Genomic DNA, 20,146 nt, shown 5'->3' with positions numbered 1-20,146 from the left:
CGCCGCCCACCGCTCGCCGGTCCCCCAACAGTCGACCCGCACCCCGACGACCGGCGGACGGCCGCCTGATTCGGGGGTTGACATGGCCACACAAGGCTTCGCAATGTGGAAGTTTGGCTCCGCGGCATGGTCGCGGATCTCCAGCGCCACCCATGCCATCACGCAGCGGGGATTGCGGTATCGCAAACGAGCCGCACTGGCCGAGCAGCATCGACTTCACTTCGACCTGCTGTGCAAAGCCATGGTGGACCCGGCCCTGGCAGCTGTCCTGGACACCTACGAGAGCGACGTACCGGCAGACCGGCAGCGCCAGTACCTCTTCGCCAATGCCCTGTACGTCAACGCCTTGTACTTTCACCGCATCGGGGCGCTGAGCCTGGCGGAACTCTACGGCCACTTGCGGGTGATGTGCCGGAATCAGATTTTTCGAGAGTACTGGGCGGCCACCCGACACCACCGGGACAGTCTGCCGGCCTCGTCCGAGGAAGCCGCACTCGGCGAGATGATGGATGCGCTGGTCGCAGACATGAACACCGCGCTCGATGTCGAGGACGACAACGAGGAGTGGTGGGTGGTGGGCCAGGCACCGGACGAGTGATCTTGCAACTGGGCCCCTGATAGTCGTGACGTTGAGTCACGCAAAGCTGTAGTCTGCCCCCAGCCGTCCCAGCGGAAACATCTTGCAGGGTGGCAACACCGTACTGCGTAGGGCTGCCGCTCCCCACAGGGAGCAGCAGCCCTTCATGAGTATCAGTGGGCCTGCTCATGAGCTTCACTGGACGCACGATGAGGCCATGAGCTCGAGCAGCGTCCGGCGCACGCGTCGGCCCGTTCATCGATCGCCCCTAGGAACGGACTTGAAGATCGTGCGTCGCATCGGCGCTTCGCCCCGGGAGCGCGGCAGCGCCACCGGCCAGACCTGCCCCGACATCTTCGAGCTCAGCGACGGAAACTTCGCTGTCATCGGTACCGAGGCCACCGCCGCCCTCGAGAGTGAGCTGCCGTCCGACGCGGCACGCGCAGACTACGAGCGCATCGTCGTGATCAGCCGTGAAACGCTGGTCCGGGCCAAGGCCGACATCCCCGACGCGTAACTGCCTTCCCGTGTTGCTCCTTTCGGGCCCGGTGCCGCCAGTCAGGGCGCAGGGCCCGACCGGTGCACCTCCACGCATGGCACTCCCATCGCTACAAAGCACTACGCCGCGCAGGCTGTCCGCACGGAGTCGTTACTCCGGCACCGCCACCGGCGCCCCCACCCCCACATACCGCGCCGCCGGGCGGATGATCTTGCGGTCCTCCGCCTGTTCCAGGATGTTCGCGCTCCAGCCCACCACGCGGGCCGCCGCGAAGGTGGGGGTGAACATCTCGCGGGGGAGGCCGCAGAGTTCCATGACCACGCCCGCGTAGAACTCGACGTTCGTGTGCAGTTCCCGCCCCGGCTTCAGCTCCGCCAGGATCGCCTCCACCCGGCGCTCGACCTCCACGGCGAACTCCACACGCGGCCCCCCGAAACTCTGCGCCACCTCGCGCAGCATGCGGGAGCGAGGGTCCTCGGTGCGGTAGACGGCATGCCCGAAGCCCATGATGCGGTCCCCGGCGAGGACGCGTTCGCGGATCCAGGGGTCGATGCGGTCGGGGGTGCCGATCGCATCCAGGGTGTCCAGCGCCCGACTCGGCGCACCGCCGTGCAGCGGACCCGACAGCGCCCCCACGGCCCCGACGAGACACGCGGCTACATCCGCCCCCGTCGACGCGATGACCCGTGCAGTGAAGGTTGATGCATTGAAGCCGTGATCAATGGTTGAGATCAAGTACTGCTCGATCGCCCGGACCCGCGCGGCATCCGGTTCCGAACCCGTCAGCATGTAGAGGTAGTTGGCCGCATAGGACAGATCGTCCCGCGGCTCCACGGGTTCGAGCCCCCGTCCCAGCCGGTACAGCGCGGTGAGCAGCGTCGGCACGGCCGCGGCGGCCACCAGCGTGTCCGAAAGGCGCGCGCCCGCATCGATGTCGTACACCGGGCGAAACCCCTTCGCCGCACCGAGCAACGACAACGCGGTCCGCATCCCGGCCAGCGGCCCCGACCCCCCGCTTGCCTCCGCGATCGCGGGCAGCGCCACCCGCACCTCCTCCGGCAACCTCCGCAGCGCCGCCGTACGAGCGGCGAACTCCACCCGCTGCGCCGCGTCCGGCAGTTCGCCATGGACCAGGAGATGCCATACGTCCTCGAACCCGCGGGTCTGCGCGAGTTCGACGGCCGAGTACTGGCGGTAGTGATAGAAGCCCTCGAGCCCCCGTACGTCCCCGACCTCGGTGTCGGTGACCACGACGCCGGCGAGCCCACGCGGCACATCGATGGTGCCCGCTGCTGACCTGTTGACGGACATGTTTCCTCCCTGGACTTGATTCGACTGTCCATGCTTGACTATTTCTCTGTCAATATTGATTGAATCAACATTCAATCAAGACGCCGAATCCATCCATCGGCATGCCGCTACGGTGACCCCCATGCGCGATCAAGAGCCCCCCTCCCCTCACACCGACCGGCGACTGACCACCAGGGAAGCCGCCGAGCTGCTGGGCGTGAAACCCGAGACCGTGTACGCATACGTGAGCCGCGGTCAGCTCAGCAGCCGACGGGTGCCCGGCGGCCGGGGCAGCACCTTCGACGCCCAGGAAGTGGAGACGCTGGCGAGGCGCAACAGGCGCGAGAGCAGCGGGAGTTCGGCCTCCGGAGGCGAGTTGTCCGTTCGGACCCGGCTCACCCTCATCGAGCCGAACACGTACTACTTCCGGGGAGTCGACGCCACCGAACTGGCCGCGCGCCACACCTACGAAGAGGTCGCCGAGTGGCTGTGGACAGGCCGGCTGCGCCCCGGCAACACGTTCACCGCACCGGAGGCTTCGGTCGACGCCGCTCGCCGGGCCGTCGACGCACTGCCCGAACACACGGGCCCCACCGACAGGTTGCGCGTCGCGGCGATCGCCGCCGCCGTGGCGGACCCGTTGCGCTTCGACCTCTCCGAGGACGCCGTCCTCGGCACCGCACGCACCCTGATCCCCACCCTGGTCGCCGCCCTCCCGACGACCCGAGGCGGCCGCCGCCGCGACGAGGGCCCGCTGGCACAGCGCCTGTGGGCACGCCTGAGCGGCCGGGACGCCGACGAGGCCTCCCTGCGCGTGCTGGACACCGCGCTCGCCCTCCTCGTCGACCACGACCTCGCGGCCTCGACCCTCGCGGTGCGCGTCGCGGCCTCGGCCCGCGCGCACGCCTACGCGGCCGTATCGGCCGGGCTCGGCGTGCTGGAAGGACCGCTGCACGGCGCGGCCAGCGGGCTCGCCCACCGGCTGCTGCTCGACGTGCTCGACGAGGGCGACGCGGCCCCCGTGATCGCGGAGGAGCTGCGGGCGGGCCGCCGCATCCCGGGACTGGGCCACCGGCTCTACCCCGGCGAGGACCCACGCGCGCGTGTCCTGTTCGGTCTCCTGGAGGAGATCCCCCGCGCCGCTCCCGCCCTCGCGGCGGCACGCGACATCGTGGCCACCACGGCCCGCCACACCCCGCTGCACGCCAACGTCGACCTGGCCCTGGCCGTGTTCACCGCCTCCGCCGGCATGCCCGCCACGGCCGGCGAGACGATCTTCGCCGTGGCCCGTACGGCGGGCTGGATCGCCCATGCGCTGGAGGAGTACGGCGAGCGCCCGCTGCGCATGCGGCCGAGCGGACACTACGTCGGCCCGAGGCCGCCCCAGCCTCTGCCGGAACCCGAGCCGCTGCCGTAGCGGGACACGAGGGCGGCCGGGGAGTCGCCTCGAGCCGAGTCAGGTTAGGCTCACCTCTGTGAGTACGTGCTCAACCGTCTCCCAGGAGCTCGACGAGCCGATCGCGGGCACCGCCGCCACCGCGCGGACCTGGCTGCTGCTGGAGCAGCCGGGCCCCTGGGGTGCCAGGGCGCTCACGTCGAGCCACCTCAATCCTGCACTGGGCCGTGCGCTGGAGGCGGCCGCGAAGGGCACCGGCGTACGCATCGCGCTGATCCGCCGCCCGGGACGGCACGCCGACTGCGGTACGCCCGCCGCCCGGCAGGTCTACGCGGCCCACACCGACCCCGGCAACGCCTGGCTGCACTCCGCGACGGCCGACGATCCCCGGGCGCTGCTCGACCTCGACTTCGCCGCGCTCGGCAGGGGCGAGCACCAGAGCTTCGACGCGGCTCTCGGAGCCCGGCCGCACACCGGTGGACCGCTCGCCCTCGTCTGCACCAACGGCAAGCGGGACCGCTGCTGCGCGCTGCTGGGCCGCCCGCTCGCGGCCGAGCTCGCCGCGTCCGAGGTGGAGGGCGTCTGGGAGGTCACTCATCTGGGTGGCCATCGCTTCTCGCCGACCCTGCTCGTCCTGCCGTACGGATACGCGTACGGCCGTGCCGAGGCCCACGCCGTCAAGGAGGTCCTGCACGGAGTCCGGGAGGGACGGGTCGTCGTGGAGGGCTGCCGCGGGAGTTCCGCCTGGGAGCGGCCCGGCCAGGCGGCCGAGCTGGCCGTACGGACGACGGTCGGCGAGTATGCGGCGGATGCGCTGCGGGTCGAGGCGACGAGCGGGTCCGCGCCGCGCTGGCAGGTCACCGTCGCCCACGCGGACGGGCGCCGCTGGAGCGTCGAGGTCGCCCAGGGCGCGTCCCTGCCGCCCCGCCCGGAGAGCTGCGGGACGTCGATCCTGGGTTCGCCCGCGCGCATGGAGGTGCGGGCGGTGCATGAGCTGAGGGCCACCGCGCTCGCCGGTTGACGCGGTCGATCAAGGCTTGACCTGCACGGCTCAGCATTGATCAAGAGATCCATGCCACACCCCCTACGGCGGTTCCGGCACGTCCACGTACCGTCTTGGGTATGAGCCCCACTCCCCCCGCACGCCGTCGGCGCCTCGGTCTGCCGAAGCGGGTGTTCTCGCAGGTACTGCTGATGCAGGTGGTGATCGCCGCCGGGGTCGCCGTGCTCGCGACGGGACTGTTCCTCGCCCCGCTGAGCAAGCAGCTGGACCAGGAGGCGATGCGCCGCGCCCTGGCCATCGCCGAGACCACGGCCGCGGACCCGCAGATCGCCGAGGGCCTGCTCACCACCCCGCCGACGAAGACCGGCCCGGTGCAGAAGGAGGCCGAGCGGATCCGGCGGGCCACGCGCGCCGAGTACATCGTGGTGCTGGACCGCAACTGGGTGCGCTGGTCGCACCCGACCACGTCGGAGGTCGGGCACATCGTGTCCACGGACCCCAGCGACGCCCTGGCCGGCAAGCAGGTCATGGAGATAGACAAGGGCACCCTCGGCCGCTCGGCGCGCGGCAAGGTGCCCCTCAGGGACTCCGACGGCAGGATCATCGGCGTGGTGTCGGTCGGGATCAAGTACGACAGCGTGCGGGCCGAGCTCATCGGCGCGATCCCCGAGCTGCTCGCCTACGCCGGCGGCGCCCTGGCGGTCGGTGCGCTGGCCGCCTGGCTGATCTCGCGACGGGTCCAGCGGCAGACCCGCGACCTGGCCTTCTCGGACATCTCGGCGCTGCTCGCGGAGCGCGAGGCGATGCTGCACGGCATCCGCGAGGGTGTCGTCGCGCTGGACCGCTCCGGCCGTATCCGCCTCCTCAACGACGAGGCGCACCGCCTGCTGAGCATCGACGACGAGGCCGTCGGCCGGTCTCCCGAGGAAGCGCTCGGCGAGGGGCGGACGGCCGACATCCTGGGCGGCCGGGTGACGGGCACCGACCTGCTCACGGTCCGCGGCCAGCGGGTCCTGATCGCCAACCGCATGCCCACCGACGACGGCGGTGCGGTCGCCACCCTGCGCGACCGCACCGAGCTGGAGCAGCTGGGCCGCGAACTCGACTCCACGCGCGGTCTGATCGACGCCCTGCGCGCCCAGGACCACGAGCACGCCAACCGCATGCACACGCTCCTCGGGTTGCTCGAACTGGAGATGTACGACGACGCCGTGGACTTCGTCGGTGAGGTGGTCGGCGACCACCGTGCCACCGCGGAGCAGGTCACGGAGAAGATCCAGGATCCGCTGCTCGCCGCGCTGCTGGTCGGCAAGGCGACGGTCGCGGCGGAGCGCGGCGTCGCCCTGTGGGTCTCGGACCGGACACAGCTCCCGAACCGGCTGATCGATCCCCGCGGGCTCGTGACGATCGTCGGGAACCTGGTGGACAACGCGCTCGACGCGGTCGCCGGCACCCTCCACGCGCGCGTGGAGATCGAGTTGCGCGCGGAAGGACGTACGGCCGTACTCAGAGTGCGCGACACGGGGCCCGGGATCCCCGCCGAGCAGCGCGAGTTGGTCTTCGCCGACGGATGGTCCACCAAGAAGCAGCCGGCCCACCGCAAGCGGGGCATCGGGCTCTCGCTGGTGCGACGGCTCGCCGAACGGCAGGGCGGCACCGCTTCGGTGGGCGAGGCGCACGGCGGCGGCGCGGAGTTCACCGTCGTCCTGCCGGAGGCGCTGACCGAGCCGGAACCGGAGCCCGCCCTGACCGCACCCGTGGAGACGTCCGCCGAGGAGGAGTCGCGATGATCGAGGTCCTGGTCGTGGACGACGACACCAGGGTCGCGGCCGTCAACGCCGCCTATGTCGAGAAGGTGGAGGGCTTCCACGTCGCCGGCGAGGCGCACAGCGCCACCGAGGCACTGCGCCAGCTGGAGTCGCTGCCCCATCTCGACCTGGTCCTGATGGATCACTATCTGCCGGACGAGACGGGCCTGGCGGTGGTCCGGGAGATGCGCCGCCGCGGCCACCAGACCGATGTGATCATGGTGACGGCGGCCCGGGACGTGGCGACCGTGCAGGCCGCGATGCGGCACGGCGCGTTGCAGTACCTGGTCAAGCCGTTCGCCTTCGCGGGCCTGCGCGCCAAGCTGGAGGCGTACGCGAAGCTACGGCGCACGCTCGACGGCGGCGGCGAGGCGGAACAGGCGGAGGTGGACCGCATCTTCGGCGCCCTGTCCGCCTCCTCGGACCCGGGGCTGCCCAAAGGTCACTCCCCCACCACCGCGGAGCTGGTACGCCGGTCCCTGATCAACGCCGAGGGCCCGTTGTCGGCCCAGGAGATCGCCGAGCGGACCGGGGTGAGCCGCCAGACCGCCCAGCGCTATCTGAAGCTCCTGGAGCGCACGGGCCGGGCCCGACTCACCCTGAAATACGGCGACGCGGGCCGCCCTGAACACCGTTACGTGTGGGCGACCCGCGCCTGAGGGCACGGCCCGTGGGGGCGGGGGAAGGGGCCGTACCCCCAAATGCATACGGATTCAGCCCTTGGCCTTCTCCACGAACTCCGTAGTGAACGTCTTGCTCAGGTCCACCTTGGCGTTCTTGATGTTGGGGTTGAACGCCTTGAGCACCTTCTCGACGGTCTCGGGGCCGTTCTTGGGCATCACGCCGTCGTCCGTGAACATCGGCAGCGTGCTCTCGATGGAGGCGGCGTAGAGGAGCTTGTTGCCCTGGGAGTAGTCGGCGGGCATCTTGTCGGCGATCTGCGAGGCGCTGTGGGTGGACATCCACTTGAGCGTCTTGACGAATGCATTGACCAGCTTCTGGACGGTGTCCTTGTGACCGTTGACCCAGTCCGTCTGCATGTACAGGCTTGACGACGGGTACGGGCCGCCGAGCGCCTGCTGGGACCCCTCAGGGGTCCGCATGTCGAGCAGGACCTTGCCCTCCTTCTTGTCCAGGATCGTGGCGACGGTCGGGTCGGTCGTCATTCCGGCGTCGATGGAGCCCTTCTGCAGCGCCGAGATGAACGTCGGCCCCGCTCCGACGGCGACCGGGGAGAACTCGTTGACGTTCACGCCGTTCTTGACGGCGAGGTACTTGGTGAGGAAGTCGGTCGAGGACCCGAGACCGGTGATGCCGAGCTTCTTGCCCTTGAAGTCCTTGGGCGACTTGATGTCGCCCGCCGCCTTCTTGGAGACGATCTCCACCTCGCCGGGCGCCTGCGAGAACTGCACGACCGACTCCACGGCCTTGCCCTTGGTCTGCAGGTCGAGCGTGTGGTCGTAGAAGCCGACGGCCCCCTGGACCTGCCCGGAGACGAGAGCGGTCTCGGCCTGCACACCGGCCGGCTCGCTCAGCATCTCGACGTCGAGGCCCTCCGCGTCGAAGTAGCCGAGCCGCTGCGTGAGCATCGCGGGCATGTAGATGACCTTGTCCAGGCCACCCACCATGATCTTGACCTTGGTCCCCTTGCCGTCCCCCTTGTTCCCCGAGCCGCTGGAGGCGGTGCTCGCCGCGTCGTTGGCGCAGGCGGTGAGGGAGGAGACGGCGAGCAGACCGGCGGCGGCCAGAGTGCTGTATCTGACGGACTTGCGCATGACGTTCACGTCCTTGTGAGAGGGCGGTGCGGGGAGAAGTGAGGGGGGACCTGGGGGAGTTCAGCTTTCGGAACCGGCCGGCTTCCAGCGGAAGATGCGGCGCTCGGCGAAGGTCAGCAGCCCCTCTGCGGCGAGGGCCACGACGGCGAGGATGACCATCGCCGCGTAGACGCCGGCTGTGTTGAAGGTGCCCTGTGACTGCGCGATGAGCAGGCCGACGCCCTTGGTGGCGCCGATGTACTCGCCGACGATGGCGCCGATGAGGGCGAAGCCGAAGCTGACATGGAGGCTGGTGAAGATCCAGGAGGTTGCGGAGGGGATGACCACCTGGAGCGTCACCCGCCGGTCGCTGGCCCCGAGGATCCGGGCGTTGGCGACCAGGTTGCGGTCGACCTCGCGGGCGCCCTGGAAGGCGTTGAAGAAGACGGGGAAGAAGACCAGGACGACGGCCGACGCGACCTTCGAGGCCGGGCCGAGCCCGAACCAGATCACGAAGATCGGGGCCAGGACGATCCTGGGGATCGAGTTGAGCACCTTGATGTATGGACCAAGGACATCGGCGAGAAAGGTGATCCGGCCGAGGACGATACCGGCCACGACACCGGCGATCACACCGAAGACCCAGCCGAGCAGCGCCTCGTAGAGCGTGTACCAGATCTGCTCGCCCAGGGATCCGATGGCGGTTCCGTGCGTCACCCAGGTCCAGATCTGGTCCCAGATCTTCGACGGCATCGAGAAGTTGAACGGATCGATGGCCTTGGTGCGGGAGAGCACCTCCCACAGGCCGAGGACCGCGACCAGGAGCAGCAGCCGGGCCACCGTGATGCCGATTCTTCGTCTACGGGCGGCACGCGCGCGTGACTGGGAGCGGTCCGGCGCCTTGGCCGTGTCGACGACCGGCGTACTGAGCACCTCAGGCGACATTGACGGCACCCCTCTCGCGGGTGATCCGGACCTCTTCGCCCAGGGACTCCCAGATCTCGCGGTAGATCTCGATGAAGCGCGGTTCGAGACGCACGGACTCGACCTTGCGCGGCCGCGGCAGGTCGATGTCGAAGACGTGCTTGACGGTGGCGGGACCGGCGGTCATCACGACGACCTTGTCGGCCAGCGCGATCGACTCCTCCAGGTCGTGGGTGACGAACACGACGGAGGCACCCGTGCCCGCCCACAGCTCCAGCAGCTCGTCCGACATCAGCGCCCTGGTCTGCACGTCGAGGGCCGAGAAGGGCTCGTCCATCAACAGGATCTCGGGGTCGTTGACGAAGGTCGCGGCGAGCGCCACGCGCTTGCGCTGGCCGCCGGAGAGCTGGTGCGGGTAGCGATCCTCGAAGGCCGAGAGCCCGACCCGGGCGAGCCACTCGCGCGCCTTCTCCTTGGCCTCCGCCTTGGGCACACCGCGAAAACGCGGGCCCGCCATGACATTGGACAGAACCGTCCGCCAGGGGAAGGTGGCGTCCTGCTGGAAGACGAATCCGACCTTGTCGCCCACGCCGTTGACCGGCTCCCCGGCGACCAGGACGTCGCCCTCGGTGGGCTCCTCCAACCCGCTGACCAGCGTCAACGTCGTCGACTTCCCACAGCCCGTGGGCCCGACGACCGCCACGAACTCGCCGCGCCCGACCGTGAGGTCCAGCTCCTTGACGGCCGTGTGCAGACCCCCGGACGGGGTCTTGAAGATCTTGCTCGCGCCCCGTAGCTGGATGGCGGGGCTTGTGTCTGCGCTCATGGCCGGGGACGGTAGATGTGGGCCGGGCCACAGCAGCAGCCTTGTGGGCACATGCCGTTCTTTTGCTTGCAACAGCCTGTTGTGCTCGTTTTGCTCACGCTAGAACTGCGGAGCCGAAACACCGGCGAAACCTTCGCCAGGCCTTGACAGAAAGAGGCCCGATGATTGACGTCCTGGTCGTGGACGACGACTTCCGCGTCGCTGAGATCAACGCCAAGTACGTGGGTAAGGTTCCCGGCTTCCGGGTGGCCGACCGGGCGCACAACGCTGCCCAGGCGCTGAGCAGCGTGCAGCGCGGGGGCATCGATCTGGTGCTGCTCGACCACTACCTGCCCGACCAGACGGGCCTCGAACTCGTCCACCGCATGCGCGAACAGGGCCACGGCACGGACGTCATCATGATCACCGCGGCGAGCGACGTGGGGACCGTACAGGCGGCCATGCGCCTCGGCGCACTGCACTATCTGGTCAAGCCGTTCACCTTCGCCGCGCTGCGCACCCGCCTCGACTCCTACGCCGCCCTGCGCCGCACCGTCGACCGGGTCGGCGGCCGCGGCATCGCCGGCCAGGACCAGGTGGACCGGATCTTCGGCGCGCTGCGCACCGCTCCGACGCCGTCGTCACCGGGTCTGCCCAGCGGCCACTCGGAGCCGACGAGCGACCTCATCTGCCATGTCCTGCACCAGGCCGACCACCCGCTCTCGGCCCACGAAGTGGCGGCGGAGACGGGCCTGAGCCGCTCCACGGCCCAGCGCTACCTGCGCAATCTCGAACAAGCCGGCCGCCTCCGCCTCACCCTGAAATACGGCGACACAGGGAGACCCGAGCACCTCTACTCGTGGGTGGCGCCCTAGTCGCCCCAGTTCCTCGTACGACGGTGAAGCGGCGCTTCTACGCGGCTCCCGCCCCCGTCAGCGACCGCACCTCCGTCTCCGCGTGCTTGGCCTCGTCGGGGACCTCATCGGAGGTGACCGTGCCCAGCCAGCCCGCGAGGAAGCCCAGCGGGATCGACACGAGACCGGGGTTCTGGAGCGGGAAGTACTGGAAGTCCACGCCCGGGAACAGCGATTCCGGGCTGCCCGAGACCACCGGCGACAGGACGACGAGGACCAGTGCGGGGATCAGCCCGCCGTACACGGCCCACACCGCGCCACGGGTGGTGAAGCCGCGCCAGAACAGCGAATACAGCAGCACCGGGAGGTTCGCCGATGCGGCGACCGCGAAGGCGAGGCCGACCAGGAAGGCGACGTTGAGGTCCCGGGCCAGCAGCCCGAGGCCGATCGCGACCACGCCGATACCGACGGACGCGACCCGTGCCACGGCCACCTCGCTGCGCGGCTTCCCGCGACCGCGCCGCAGGGAGGCATACAGGTCGTGGGCCACGGACGCCGAGGAGGCGAGCGTGATGCCGGCGACCACGGCGAGGATCGTGGCGAAGGCGACGGCGCCGACAATGGCGAAAAGAATCGTTCCACCTGTGGAGTTCGCACCGCCGCCCAGGTCGAGTGCGAGCAGCGGGACCGCCGTGTTCCCTGCCGCGTTCGACCCTCTGATCGCCTCCGGTCCCACGATCGCTGCAGCGCCGAACCCGAGGACGATCGTCATCAGATAGAAGCCGCCGATGAGCCCGATCGACCAGAGCGCCGAGCGCCGCGCGGCCCGGGCGGTGGGCACGGTGTAGAAGCGGGACAGGATGTGCGGCAGCCCCGCGGTGCCCAGCACCAGGGCCAGGCCGAGACTGATGAAGTCGAAGCGGGCGGTCCAGTCCCCGCCGTACGCCAGCCCCGGCGCGAGGAACGCGTCCCCGTGGCCGCTGCGCCCGGCCGCCGTCAGCAGCAGCCGGTCGAAGTCGCCGTGGAACCGCACGAGGACGAGCACGGTCAGCGCGACCGTGCCGGCCAGCAGCAGGACCGCCTTGACGATCTGGATCCAGGTGGTGGCCCGCATCCCGCCCAGCGACACATAGATCACCATGAGCGCGCCGACGCCGATGACGGTCCAGGCTCGCGCGGCCGGACTCGTCCCGCCGAGCAGCAGCGCGACCAGGCTTCCCGCCCCCACCATCTGCGCCACCAGATACAGAACGGACACGGTGACCGAGGAAGTTCCCGCCGCGATCCGCACGGGCCGCTCGCTCATCCGCGCCGCCACGACGTCCGCCAGCGTGAACCGCCCGCAGTTGCGCACCAGTTCGGCGACGAGGAACAGCACCACCAGCCAGGCCACGAGGAAGCCGACCACATACAGCAGCCCGTCGTACCCGAACAGCGCGATGAGCCCCGTGACGCCCAGGAAGGAGGCCGCCGACATGTAGTCGCCCGCGATGGCAAAACCATTCTCCATCGGGGAGAAGAGGCGCCCGCCCGCATAGAACTCCTCCGCGGACCCATGCCGGTTGCGGCTCGCCCATGTCGTGATCGCCAGCGTGACGGCGATGAACGCGCTGAACAGAAGCAGCGCCAGCGTCTGATGATCATCCGTCACGACACACCGCCCCGCACCCCGCGCGTCAACTCCTGCGTGTCCCAGCGCAGTTCGAGGGCGGCCCGGTCCCTGCGCAGCCGCGCATGCCGGGCGTAGGCCCAGGCGAACAGGAACGTCGTGAGGAACTGCCCGAGCCCCGCGAGCATCGCCACGTTCACGGCGCCCGCCACGGGCCGCGCCATCAGCCCCGGTGCGGTGGTGGCCGTCACGACGTACCCCACGTACCACCCGAGGAAGACGACGACCCCCGGCACCACGAACCTGCGGTAGGTACTGCGCACTTCCCGGAACGCGGCGCTCCGCTGCACCTCCAGATAGACATCGACCGCGGCGTCGTCGCCGCTCTCCCTGCGCGCGGCAGTGCTCCCGGGTCCCGGAACCTGCCCATGGGGGCCGTCCGACTCGCCCCACCCGGAGGCGAGAGCGTCGTACCACGGGTCGTCGTACCTCACGCTCCCGGACGCCTCGGCAGGGGACGGAACGTGATCCTCACGGTGCTCGGCCGCACCATCGGCGCCACCCCCGTCATCGCGGGACCGGCCGTTGCTTGACTGCATGCCCAAGGATGGACAGAACGGGAAGATCCCTGACTCTTCTTCCCCCCGCTCTTCACCCCATCAGGTGATTCATCCCACCGGTGGCCGCGCGAGCCCCTTCGCGTACGCGTAACGCACCGCCTGCGCACGGTCCTTGAGCCCCGTCTTGGCGAAGAGGTTGTTGATGTGGGTCTTCACCGTCGCCGTGGAGACATGCAGTCTGCGGGCGATCTCCTGGTTGCTGAGCCCCTCGGCGATCAGCAGCAGGACCTCGGTCTCACGCGTGGTGAGCCCGTCCGGCGCCTCGGTCTCGACAGCCGGCTGCGGCTCGGGACCGGACAGCCGCTCCAGCAGCCGCCGTTGGATGCTCGGCGACAGCCCCGCGTCCCCGGACAGCACGCTCCGCACGGCCCGTACGATCTCGTCCCCGCCCGCGTCCTTGGTGAGATAGCCCCGCGCCCCCGCTCGCAGCGCCGGGAACAGCGAGTCGTCGTCCGCGTACGTCGTGAGCACCACGACCTGAGTGCCCGGGTGTTCGGCGCGGATCCGCCGGGTCGCCTCCACGCCGTCGCAACGCGGCATGCGCAGGTCCATCAGCACCACGTCCGGAGCGAGTTCGGCGACGAGCCGCACCGCCTCGAACCCGTCCCCCGCGGCCCCGACCACCTCGATCCCGGGCAGCAGGCCCAGCAGCATCACGATGCCCTCACGCACCACCGTCTGGTCGTCCGCGACCACCACTCGCGCAGGCCTGTCCTCGGCCCCTTCGGTCATACGGGCACCTTCAACGTCACCGCGAAACCCTCCTCGTCCCGCCCTGCCTCCAGCGAGCCGCCGAGCAGCTCGGCCCGCTCACGCATGCCCAGCAGACCGTACCCGCCGCCCGCCTTGGTGAGCTCGCCCGGCGAACCTCCGAAGTCCCGCACGTCCAGCGTCACTTGCCGGTCGCTGTAGTCCAGCCGCACCTGCACCTTCGCCCCCGGCGCATGCTTGCGGACGTTCGTCAGGGCCTCCTGGGCGACCCTGCGCACCGCCTGCGACGCCTCGGCCGGCAGCTGTCTCCGCTCACCCGTAATGGTGACCTCGGCACCCGCTGTCGTCCCGACGAGCTGCGAAAGGAAGTCCTCCAGCGGAGTCATCTCGCCGCGCAGTGCGGAGAGTGCCTGCCGCGTCTCGTCGAGACCGTCGCGCGCCATGCCGCGTGCCGCCACCACCCGCTCCAGGATCTGCTCGCGGTCGGCACCGCGCTCGATCAGCAGCCTGGCCGCCTCCAGGTGCACGAGCTGCGCGGAGAGGCTGTGCGCGAGCACGTCGTGGATCTCCCGCGCGATCCGGGTGCGCTCCGCCAGCGCCGCCGACTCCGCCTCGGCGACCCGGGCGGCCCGCTCCTGGGCGAGCAGTCTCTGCGCATTGCCACGCGCCTCGGCGTCGAGCCGCAGCACATAGCCGGCCAGGGCGAGACCTGCCGTGGTGGCCGCTGTGGTCAGCCATACGTCGTTGTTCACCGCGGCGTACGAGGACAGGGCGACGGAGGCTGTCGGCAGGGCGACCGCCAGCGGCAGCCGCTCGAGAGCGGAGACGGCGCAGCCGCACCACAGGACGAAGGCGGGCCCCTGGAATCCCCCCGCCTGACCCGCCGCGGCCAGTCCCAGCAACAGCAGCATGCACGCCAGGGAGGGCCACAACCGGTGCTGGAGCGTGGTGCGGTAGTAGGCCCAGGCGAGGAATGCGGCCAGCACCACTCCGGCACCGCCGGCGACCGCCACCCAGCCGTGGACCCGGCTGCCGTGGAAGGCGGTCGACAGCAGGAATCCGAGGGCGGCCAGCCTCACGACCCAGGCGATCATGCGCCGGGGCCGTGATGTGCCTGCTTGCCCGAGCGCCTCCCGCGAGGGCCAGCGCGTCCAGACGTTCTCCGTCACACACGCTCCTTCCGTGCGGGGCGGGCCATGGGGTCACCGTACGCCGTGGTGGGACCCGCGGCCGGGGCGATGGATTGTGCCCGCCACATCAGGATTCCCGAGCGGACCAGGAGGGTGGCGGCGAGGGCGACGAGCAGGGCGGCGCTGTCCTGGTGGACGCCTATGGCGGCACCGAGCGCGTAGAGACCGACGCGCAGGGCGATGCCGACGATCCAGACGGTCACGCTCGCCTTGGTGCTCTTGCTCCACACCGAGCCGTCCGGCTGCGCCCATATTCGGGTGGTCCAGGCCCAGCCGGCTCCGGTGGCGAGGCCTATGAGGAGCTCGGCACCGAGCAGCGCGATCGATGCGGTGTGGTGATGGGCGTCCACGATGCCGGGTTCGCGCAGGGCGACGACGGCGATGATCGCGGGCACGAGCCACCAGCGCCTTCCGGTGCCGATCTGCTGTGCGCGGAACTGCCGGACGATCACCAGGACGACCACGGCCGCGATCACCAACGCGTTGACGAGCCCGGACATCGATGCCTCCGTGAGCGAAGAAGGGGGCCGCGACAGCGACTGCTGCCCGACGCCTTCGACGCTACGGAAATCTGCAGGTCAGCAGATCGGAGCTGGGGTGGATCGTGGGTGGAGCCGTAAACGGCTGCCGGCTCCACCCGTGGGTGGAGCCGACGTACGACACCGCTGCTGGTGACCGGGCGAACCGCTCCGGCCGAGTGCAACGGGAACCACGCCGGGCCGAGCGCTGCGGGAACCCCGCCGAGGCCGAACGCCGCGGGAACCCCGCCGGAGCCGAGCGCAGCCGGCGCCCCGCTCAGGCCGGGGCGCGGCGGCTACGCGTCGATGCGGGACCGGTCCAGCGTCGCCGCCGAGCTGGAGATGAACTCCTTGCGCGGAGCCACGTCGTTGCCCATCAGCAGATCGAAGACGGTCTCGGCGGAGTCCAGGTCGGAGAGGTTGATCCGGCGCAGGGTGCGGTGGCGCGGGTCCATCGTCGTCTCGGCCAGCTGGTCGGCGTCCATCTCACCGAGACCCTTGTAGCGCTGGATGGAGTCCTTGTACCGGATGCCCTTGCTCTCGAACTCCAGCAGCTTGTCGCGCAGTTCCCGGTCGGAGTACGTGTAGACGTACTTGTCCTGGCCCTTCTTCGGCTGAACGATCTCGATGCGGTGCAGCGGCGGCACCGCGGCGAAGACCCGGCCCGCCTCGACCATGGGCCGCATGTAGCGGTGGAAGAGCGTCAGCAGCAGGGTCCGGATGTGGGAGCCGTCGACATCGGCATCCGTCATCATGATGATCTTGCCGTAGCGGGCCGCGTCGATGTCGAACGTACGGCCCGAGCCGGCTCCTATGACCTGGATGATCGCGCCGCACTCGGCGTTCTTGAGCATGTCGGTCACGGACGACTTCTGGACGTTGAGGATCTTGCCGCGGATCGGCAGCAGCGCCTGGAACTCGGAGTTCCGGGCGAGCTTGGCCGTGCCGAGCGCGGAGTCACCCTCGACGATGAACAGCTCGCTGCGGTCCACGTCGTCGCTGCGGCAGTCGGCGAGCTTGGCCGGCAGCGACGAGGACTCCAGAGCCGTCTTCCGACGCTGGGCGTCCTTGTGCTGGCGGGCCGCGATGCGCGTACGCGCGGCGGCGACGGCCTTCTCCAGCACCACGCGCGCCTGGGCGGCGGCGTCCCGCTTGGTGGAGGTCAGGAACGCCTTGAGCTCCTTGGCGACCACTGTGTTCACGATGCGCCGGGCTGCCGAGGTGCCGAGGACCTCCTTGGTCTGGCCTTCGAACTGGGGCTCGGCCAGGCGTACGGTGACGACGGCGGTGAGGCCCTCCAGGGCGTCGTCCTTGACGATGTCGTCCTCGGCGACGCGCAGCAGCTTCTTGGCGCGCAGCACCTCGTTGACGGTGTTGGTCACGGCCGTCTCGAAGCCCGCGACGTGGGTGCCTCCCTTGGGGGTGGCGATGATGTTGACGAACGACCTCAGGGTCGTGTCGTAGCCCGTGCCCCAGCGCATCGCGACATCGACGTCGAGCTCCCGGGTGACCTGGGTCGGCGTCATCTGCCCGTGCTCGTCCAGGACGGGGACCGTCTCCCTGAAGGTGCCCTGGCCGGACAGGCGCAGCACGTCGCAGACCGGCTTGTCGCTCGCCAGGTACTCGCAGAACTCGCTGATGCCGCCGTCGAAGCGGAACGACTCCTCGCCCTTGCTGCCGCCTTCACCGAGGCCGAGCTCGTCGCGGACGACGATGGTCAGGCCGGGCACCAGGAACGCGGTCTGGCGGGCGCGCTGGTGCAGCGTCTCCAGGGAGAGCTTGGCGTCCTTGAGGAAGATCTGGCGGTCGGCCCAGTAGCGCACGCGCGTGCCGCTGCGGGTCTTGGGGATCTTCTTGGCCTTGCGCAGGCCGCTGCCTGCCTCGAACTTGGCGTCGGGGCCGTTCGTGGCGAAGGCGCCCGGCACGCCGCGCCGGAAGCTGATCGCGTGGGTGTGGCCGCCGCGGTCCACCTCGACGTCCAGGCGGGCCGACAGGGCGTTCACCACGGAGGCGCCGACGCCGTGCAGACCGCCGGAGGCGGCGTACGAGCCGCCGCCGAACTTGCCGCCCGCGTGCAGCTTGGTCATGACGACCTCGACGCCGGACAGGCCCGTCTTGGGCTCGACGTCGACCGGGATGCCCCGGCCGTTGTCCCGTACGTCCACCGAGCCGTCGTCGTGGAGGATCACCTCGATGTGATCGCAGTAGCCCCCGAGGGCCTCGTCCACGGAGTTGTCGATGATTTCCCACAGGCAGTGCATCAGGCCGCGGCTGTCGGTCGACCCGATGTACATGCCAGGGCGCTTCCGCACGGCCTCGAGCCCCTCGAGGACGAGCAGGTGCCGCGCGGTGTAGTTGGAACCGTCCCGGTCTGCTCCTGCCAGCAGCGCTGTGGACGGCACGGACGTCTCGGCGGTCACGCGGTTCGCTCCTCGCTGAATTTCAGGTGAGCCCCTGGTGGGTAAGGGCCCGGCTTCGGTTGCCGTCAAGAGGGTACCGAGGCCTGGTAGAGCCGTTGTAACGCCACCCTCTGCTGAAGTTGAGCGTAGTCCAGTGTCGCATACGTGTTCGATCCCTCGATGGGGTGAAGTACATATCACGTTCCCTTCCAGGCATGAACCATTTAGGCTCCGGGCACGTCCTCATGAACAACCGGCAACCCAGCCGGGAGGACCAGACATTGACAGACCGCGCGAACCCGTACGACACGACTGACACGCAATACGGCACATTCGCCGCCAACCGGCAGCAGACAGCCGGCCTCGAAAGATTTTTTCGAGGAAAAGCCCGGGGCGGGAACGTTTTAGGGCTGGTTGGATGTTGACCCTGGTACGACAGCTCGTCGAGCTAGAGAAGAGGCGACGTGACTACTGTTCTGACCCCCGCGAGCCCGCTGACGGCCGCTGATCGGTGCGACCGCTGCGGCGCGCAGGCCTACGTACGTGTGGTCCTGCTCAGCGGCGGAGAGCTGCTCTTCTGCGCCCACCACGGGCGCAAGTTCGAGCCGGAACTCAAGAAGATCGCCGCTGAGATACAGGACGAGACGGAGCGGCTCACGTCCGTTCCGGAGACCGCACCAGACGAAGAGCGCTGAGACCTCGCATCCACGACGAGCCAGTTCCGGCACAGGCCGGTCGACGGGCGGCGCGTTCCCTCCTCACAGGGACGCGCCGCCCGCGCTCATAAACGGCAGAGGATGACGCTCAGACCCCTCCGGCAGCCCCGCGGGCCCCGTTCGCCCAGGCAGCCGCATTCCGCGCCCGTACGACCTCGGAGACGCGCGTATAGACGCCGGGACTGCCGGCGCGACCGCAGCCGCTCCCCCAGGACACGAGCCCGATCAGCTTCCCCTGGGCCACCAGGGGACCGCCACTGTCCCCCTGACAGGCGTCGTGGCCCCCTCCGGCCTCTCCGGCGCACAGCATGCTCTTGGCGATGTAGGTGCCTTCGGTACTGCCCGGGTACGCCTCCTGGCACCGTGCGTCGGACAGCACGTGCAGGCGCGTCGCGCGCAGACTGTGCGCATAGTCTCCGCCGCCCGTGAGATCTCCCCACCCGGAGACCATGGCACTCGTGCCCGGCTCGTACGCCGGGTCACCCGAGGCCGCCATCTCGATGACCGAGCTCTGCGGCAGCGGCTCGGCGAGCGTCAGCAGTGCGAAGTCCTCGGCGTTGCTGCCGCTGTCGTAGTCAGGATTCACCCGGACCGCACGCACCGGGATCTCCTGGCCGCGGTTGGAGAGCAGGTCCGTACGGTTCGAGATGACCTTCAGGTCGTGCACGCTCTTCGCCGACGTGCCGAGGACGTCCTCCCCCATGCAGTGAGCAGCGGTGAGCACGGTCGTACGGCCGATGACCACACCCCCGCAGAACTGCCCCGCCCGCGTACCCCCGAACCGGTCACGGCTGGACAGCGCCACCGTCCAGGGACTCTCGGACACATCGATCGGGAAGCTCCCTATGATGACGCCGCCGGCGGCTGCAGAAGCAGGGGACGGCGCGGAAAGCATCGGTATTGCGGTCGCCGCCGCCGCAAACACCAGCGGCCGCACCAGCGCCCGGACAAGGGATCGACGCATGCAGACTCCTCACTCTGGGTTGGTCCTCGCAGACCCAGAGTCATCCAGCGCGGGGGGCGGCGCATTCGCTGGGCAGGCTGCTCGGCCGCGAGGCGCACTGTGGGCGTCGGGGGCGTAGGACACGGTTCGGTGGAGGTGGTCGTCGCTCGGCGTGAGCGCCGGGCTGCGGGCCCGCCCGCAGCCCGGCGGTACATCCAGCTGAGGCGGGTGCGCCATGCGTGTGAGGGCACACAGGCGAGTCACGGCTCGCTGAACCGGACCGTTGCTCTCATCAGCGGCCCTCCTCGACGTCCACGCCGCCGAAGGGATCGGACTGCAGGTCGACTACGACCTGCTGTCCACGGAGGCCAAGCAACTCACGCGGATCCGCCGGGAGTTCAAGGGCATTGAGAACTGACGGCTGATGGTTCGACGCGCTGATGACGACCTTCCGACCGGGCGCCGGGGACGGCCCGTCACCCCCGAGTCAGGCGTTGATGCACCGGCGGCGCGCACAGCACAGCGCCCCT

Annotated in this window: 20 protein-coding genes; 9 read left to right on the top strand and 11 right to left on the bottom strand. The window is 69.8% G+C overall.

Annotation, left to right across the window (positions count from 1 at the left end):
- Positions 1-82 precede the first annotated feature (82 nt).
- Both MQN93_RS00210 and MQN93_RS00205 read left to right on the top strand, forming a co-directional pair.
- Positions 83-598 (top strand): DUF6082 family protein, encoded by a 516-nt coding sequence (locus tag MQN93_RS00210; RefSeq protein WP_016432199.1) that lies wholly within the window; start codon positions 83-85, stop codon positions 596-598.
- Between the two features lie 259 nt (positions 599-857).
- On the top strand, positions 858-1,094 hold the full coding sequence (locus tag MQN93_RS00205; protein WP_037780284.1) for a hypothetical protein: 237 nt from the start codon (positions 858-860) through the stop codon (positions 1,092-1,094).
- A gap of 132 nt (positions 1,095-1,226) precedes the next feature.
- On the opposite strand, the gene MQN93_RS00200 is transcribed toward MQN93_RS00205, so the two are convergent.
- Positions 1,227-2,387: a citrate synthase/methylcitrate synthase gene (locus tag MQN93_RS00200; RefSeq protein ID WP_242707775.1), complete on the bottom strand. Its 1,161-nt coding sequence runs from the start codon at positions 2,385-2,387 to the stop codon at positions 1,227-1,229.
- Between the two features lie 121 nt (positions 2,388-2,508).
- Between MQN93_RS00200 and MQN93_RS00195 the strand changes: the two genes are divergently transcribed.
- The 4 genes from MQN93_RS00195 to MQN93_RS00180 all read left to right on the top strand — a co-directional run bounded on the left by MQN93_RS00195 (position 2,509) and on the right by MQN93_RS00180 (position 7,232).
- Positions 2,509-3,783, top strand: a complete 1,275-nt coding sequence (locus MQN93_RS00195) for a citrate synthase (protein WP_242707774.1) — start codon at positions 2,509-2,511, stop codon at positions 3,781-3,783.
- 58 nt (positions 3,784-3,841) lie between these two features.
- On the top strand, positions 3,842-4,783 hold the full coding sequence (locus tag MQN93_RS00190; protein ID WP_242707773.1) for a ferredoxin family protein: 942 nt from the start codon (positions 3,842-3,844) through the stop codon (positions 4,781-4,783).
- A gap of 101 nt (positions 4,784-4,884) precedes the next feature.
- Complete coding sequence (locus MQN93_RS00185) at positions 4,885-6,555, top strand: ATP-binding protein (RefSeq protein WP_242707772.1); 1,671 nt, start codon at positions 4,885-4,887, stop codon at positions 6,553-6,555.
- The gene (locus tag MQN93_RS00180) at positions 6,552-7,232 is read left to right on the top strand and encodes a response regulator (RefSeq protein WP_016432205.1); all 681 of its coding nucleotides are present in this window, start codon (positions 6,552-6,554) and stop codon (positions 7,230-7,232) included. The genes MQN93_RS00185 and MQN93_RS00180 overlap by 4 nt, the downstream gene beginning before the upstream one ends.
- Before the next feature lie 54 nt (positions 7,233-7,286).
- Here the strand turns inward: MQN93_RS00180 and MQN93_RS00175 are convergent, their stop codons facing one another.
- The 3 genes from MQN93_RS00175 to MQN93_RS00165 are packed head-to-tail and all read right to left on the bottom strand — an operon-like array spanning position 7,287 to position 10,077.
- The gene (locus MQN93_RS00175) at positions 7,287-8,348 is read right to left on the bottom strand and encodes an ABC transporter substrate-binding protein (protein ID WP_016432206.1); all 1,062 of its coding nucleotides are present in this window, start codon (positions 8,346-8,348) and stop codon (positions 7,287-7,289) included.
- A gap of 60 nt (positions 8,349-8,408) precedes the next feature.
- The gene (locus tag MQN93_RS00170) at positions 8,409-9,272 is read right to left on the bottom strand and encodes an ABC transporter permease (RefSeq protein WP_016432207.1); all 864 of its coding nucleotides are present in this window, start codon (positions 9,270-9,272) and stop codon (positions 8,409-8,411) included.
- Positions 9,262-10,077, bottom strand: coding sequence for an ABC transporter ATP-binding protein (locus tag MQN93_RS00165; protein ID WP_016432208.1), 816 nt, complete (start codon positions 10,075-10,077; stop codon positions 9,262-9,264). Before MQN93_RS00165 ends, MQN93_RS00170 begins: the two co-directional genes overlap by 11 nt.
- A gap of 161 nt (positions 10,078-10,238) precedes the next feature.
- Between MQN93_RS00165 and MQN93_RS00160 the strand changes: the two genes are divergently transcribed.
- Positions 10,239-10,931 carry a response regulator gene (locus MQN93_RS00160; protein ID WP_016432209.1) on the top strand — a complete coding sequence of 231 codons (693 nt, stop codon included), beginning with the start codon at positions 10,239-10,241 and terminating at the stop codon, positions 10,929-10,931.
- A gap of 37 nt (positions 10,932-10,968) precedes the next feature.
- Here MQN93_RS00160 and MQN93_RS00155 read toward each other — a convergent pair whose 3' ends face one another.
- From MQN93_RS00155 to MQN93_RS00130, 6 genes are all read right to left on the bottom strand, one after another.
- A complete protein-coding gene (locus tag MQN93_RS00155; RefSeq protein WP_242707771.1) occupies positions 10,969-12,561 on the bottom strand; it encodes a monocarboxylic acid transporter in 1,593 nt (530 codons plus the stop codon).
- Positions 12,558-13,118, bottom strand: coding sequence for a DUF485 domain-containing protein (locus MQN93_RS00150; protein WP_242707770.1), 561 nt, complete (start codon positions 13,116-13,118; stop codon positions 12,558-12,560). Before MQN93_RS00150 ends, MQN93_RS00155 begins: the two co-directional genes overlap by 4 nt.
- A 69-nt stretch (positions 13,119-13,187) precedes the next feature.
- A complete protein-coding gene (locus tag MQN93_RS00145) occupies positions 13,188-13,871 on the bottom strand; it encodes a response regulator transcription factor (protein ID WP_242707769.1) in 684 nt (227 codons plus the stop codon).
- Positions 13,868-15,019 carry a sensor histidine kinase gene (locus MQN93_RS00140; protein ID WP_242707768.1) on the bottom strand — a complete coding sequence of 384 codons (1,152 nt, stop codon included), beginning with the start codon at positions 15,017-15,019 and terminating at the stop codon, positions 13,868-13,870. Before MQN93_RS00140 ends, MQN93_RS00145 begins: the two co-directional genes overlap by 4 nt.
- The gene (locus tag MQN93_RS00135; protein WP_242707767.1) at positions 15,016-15,540 is read right to left on the bottom strand and encodes a CcdC protein domain-containing protein; all 525 of its coding nucleotides are present in this window, start codon (positions 15,538-15,540) and stop codon (positions 15,016-15,018) included. The genes MQN93_RS00140 and MQN93_RS00135 overlap by 4 nt, the downstream gene beginning before the upstream one ends.
- Before the next feature lie 314 nt (positions 15,541-15,854).
- Complete coding sequence (locus tag MQN93_RS00130; RefSeq protein WP_242707766.1) at positions 15,855-17,978, bottom strand: DNA gyrase/topoisomerase IV subunit B; 2,124 nt, start codon at positions 17,976-17,978, stop codon at positions 15,855-15,857.
- Positions 17,979-18,421: 443 nt separating this feature from the next.
- On the opposite strand from MQN93_RS00130, the gene MQN93_RS00125 reads away from it, so the two are divergent.
- Positions 18,422-18,652, top strand: coding sequence for a DUF7455 domain-containing protein (locus MQN93_RS00125; RefSeq protein WP_016432216.1), 231 nt, complete (start codon positions 18,422-18,424; stop codon positions 18,650-18,652).
- A 109-nt stretch (positions 18,653-18,761) separates the two neighbouring features.
- Here the strand turns inward: MQN93_RS00125 and MQN93_RS00120 are convergent, their stop codons facing one another.
- Complete coding sequence (locus tag MQN93_RS00120) at positions 18,762-19,637, bottom strand: serine protease (RefSeq protein ID WP_242707765.1); 876 nt, start codon at positions 19,635-19,637, stop codon at positions 18,762-18,764.
- 262 nt (positions 19,638-19,899) lie between these two features.
- Here MQN93_RS00120 and MQN93_RS43810 point away from each other — a divergent pair, with 262 nt between their 5' ends.
- The gene (locus MQN93_RS43810; RefSeq protein ID WP_278190240.1) at positions 19,900-20,034 is read left to right on the top strand and encodes a hypothetical protein; all 135 of its coding nucleotides are present in this window, start codon (positions 19,900-19,902) and stop codon (positions 20,032-20,034) included.
- Positions 20,035-20,146: the final 112 nt, after the last annotated feature.

The sequence above is a fragment of the Streptomyces spinosisporus genome (assembly GCF_022698145.1).
In the GTDB taxonomy this organism is placed as follows: Bacteria; Actinomycetota; Actinomycetes; order Streptomycetales; family Streptomycetaceae; genus Streptomyces; species Streptomyces spinosisporus.
The sequence above is the reverse complement of the archived record's forward strand: the minus strand, read 5'-3'. Positions and strand labels throughout refer to the sequence as shown.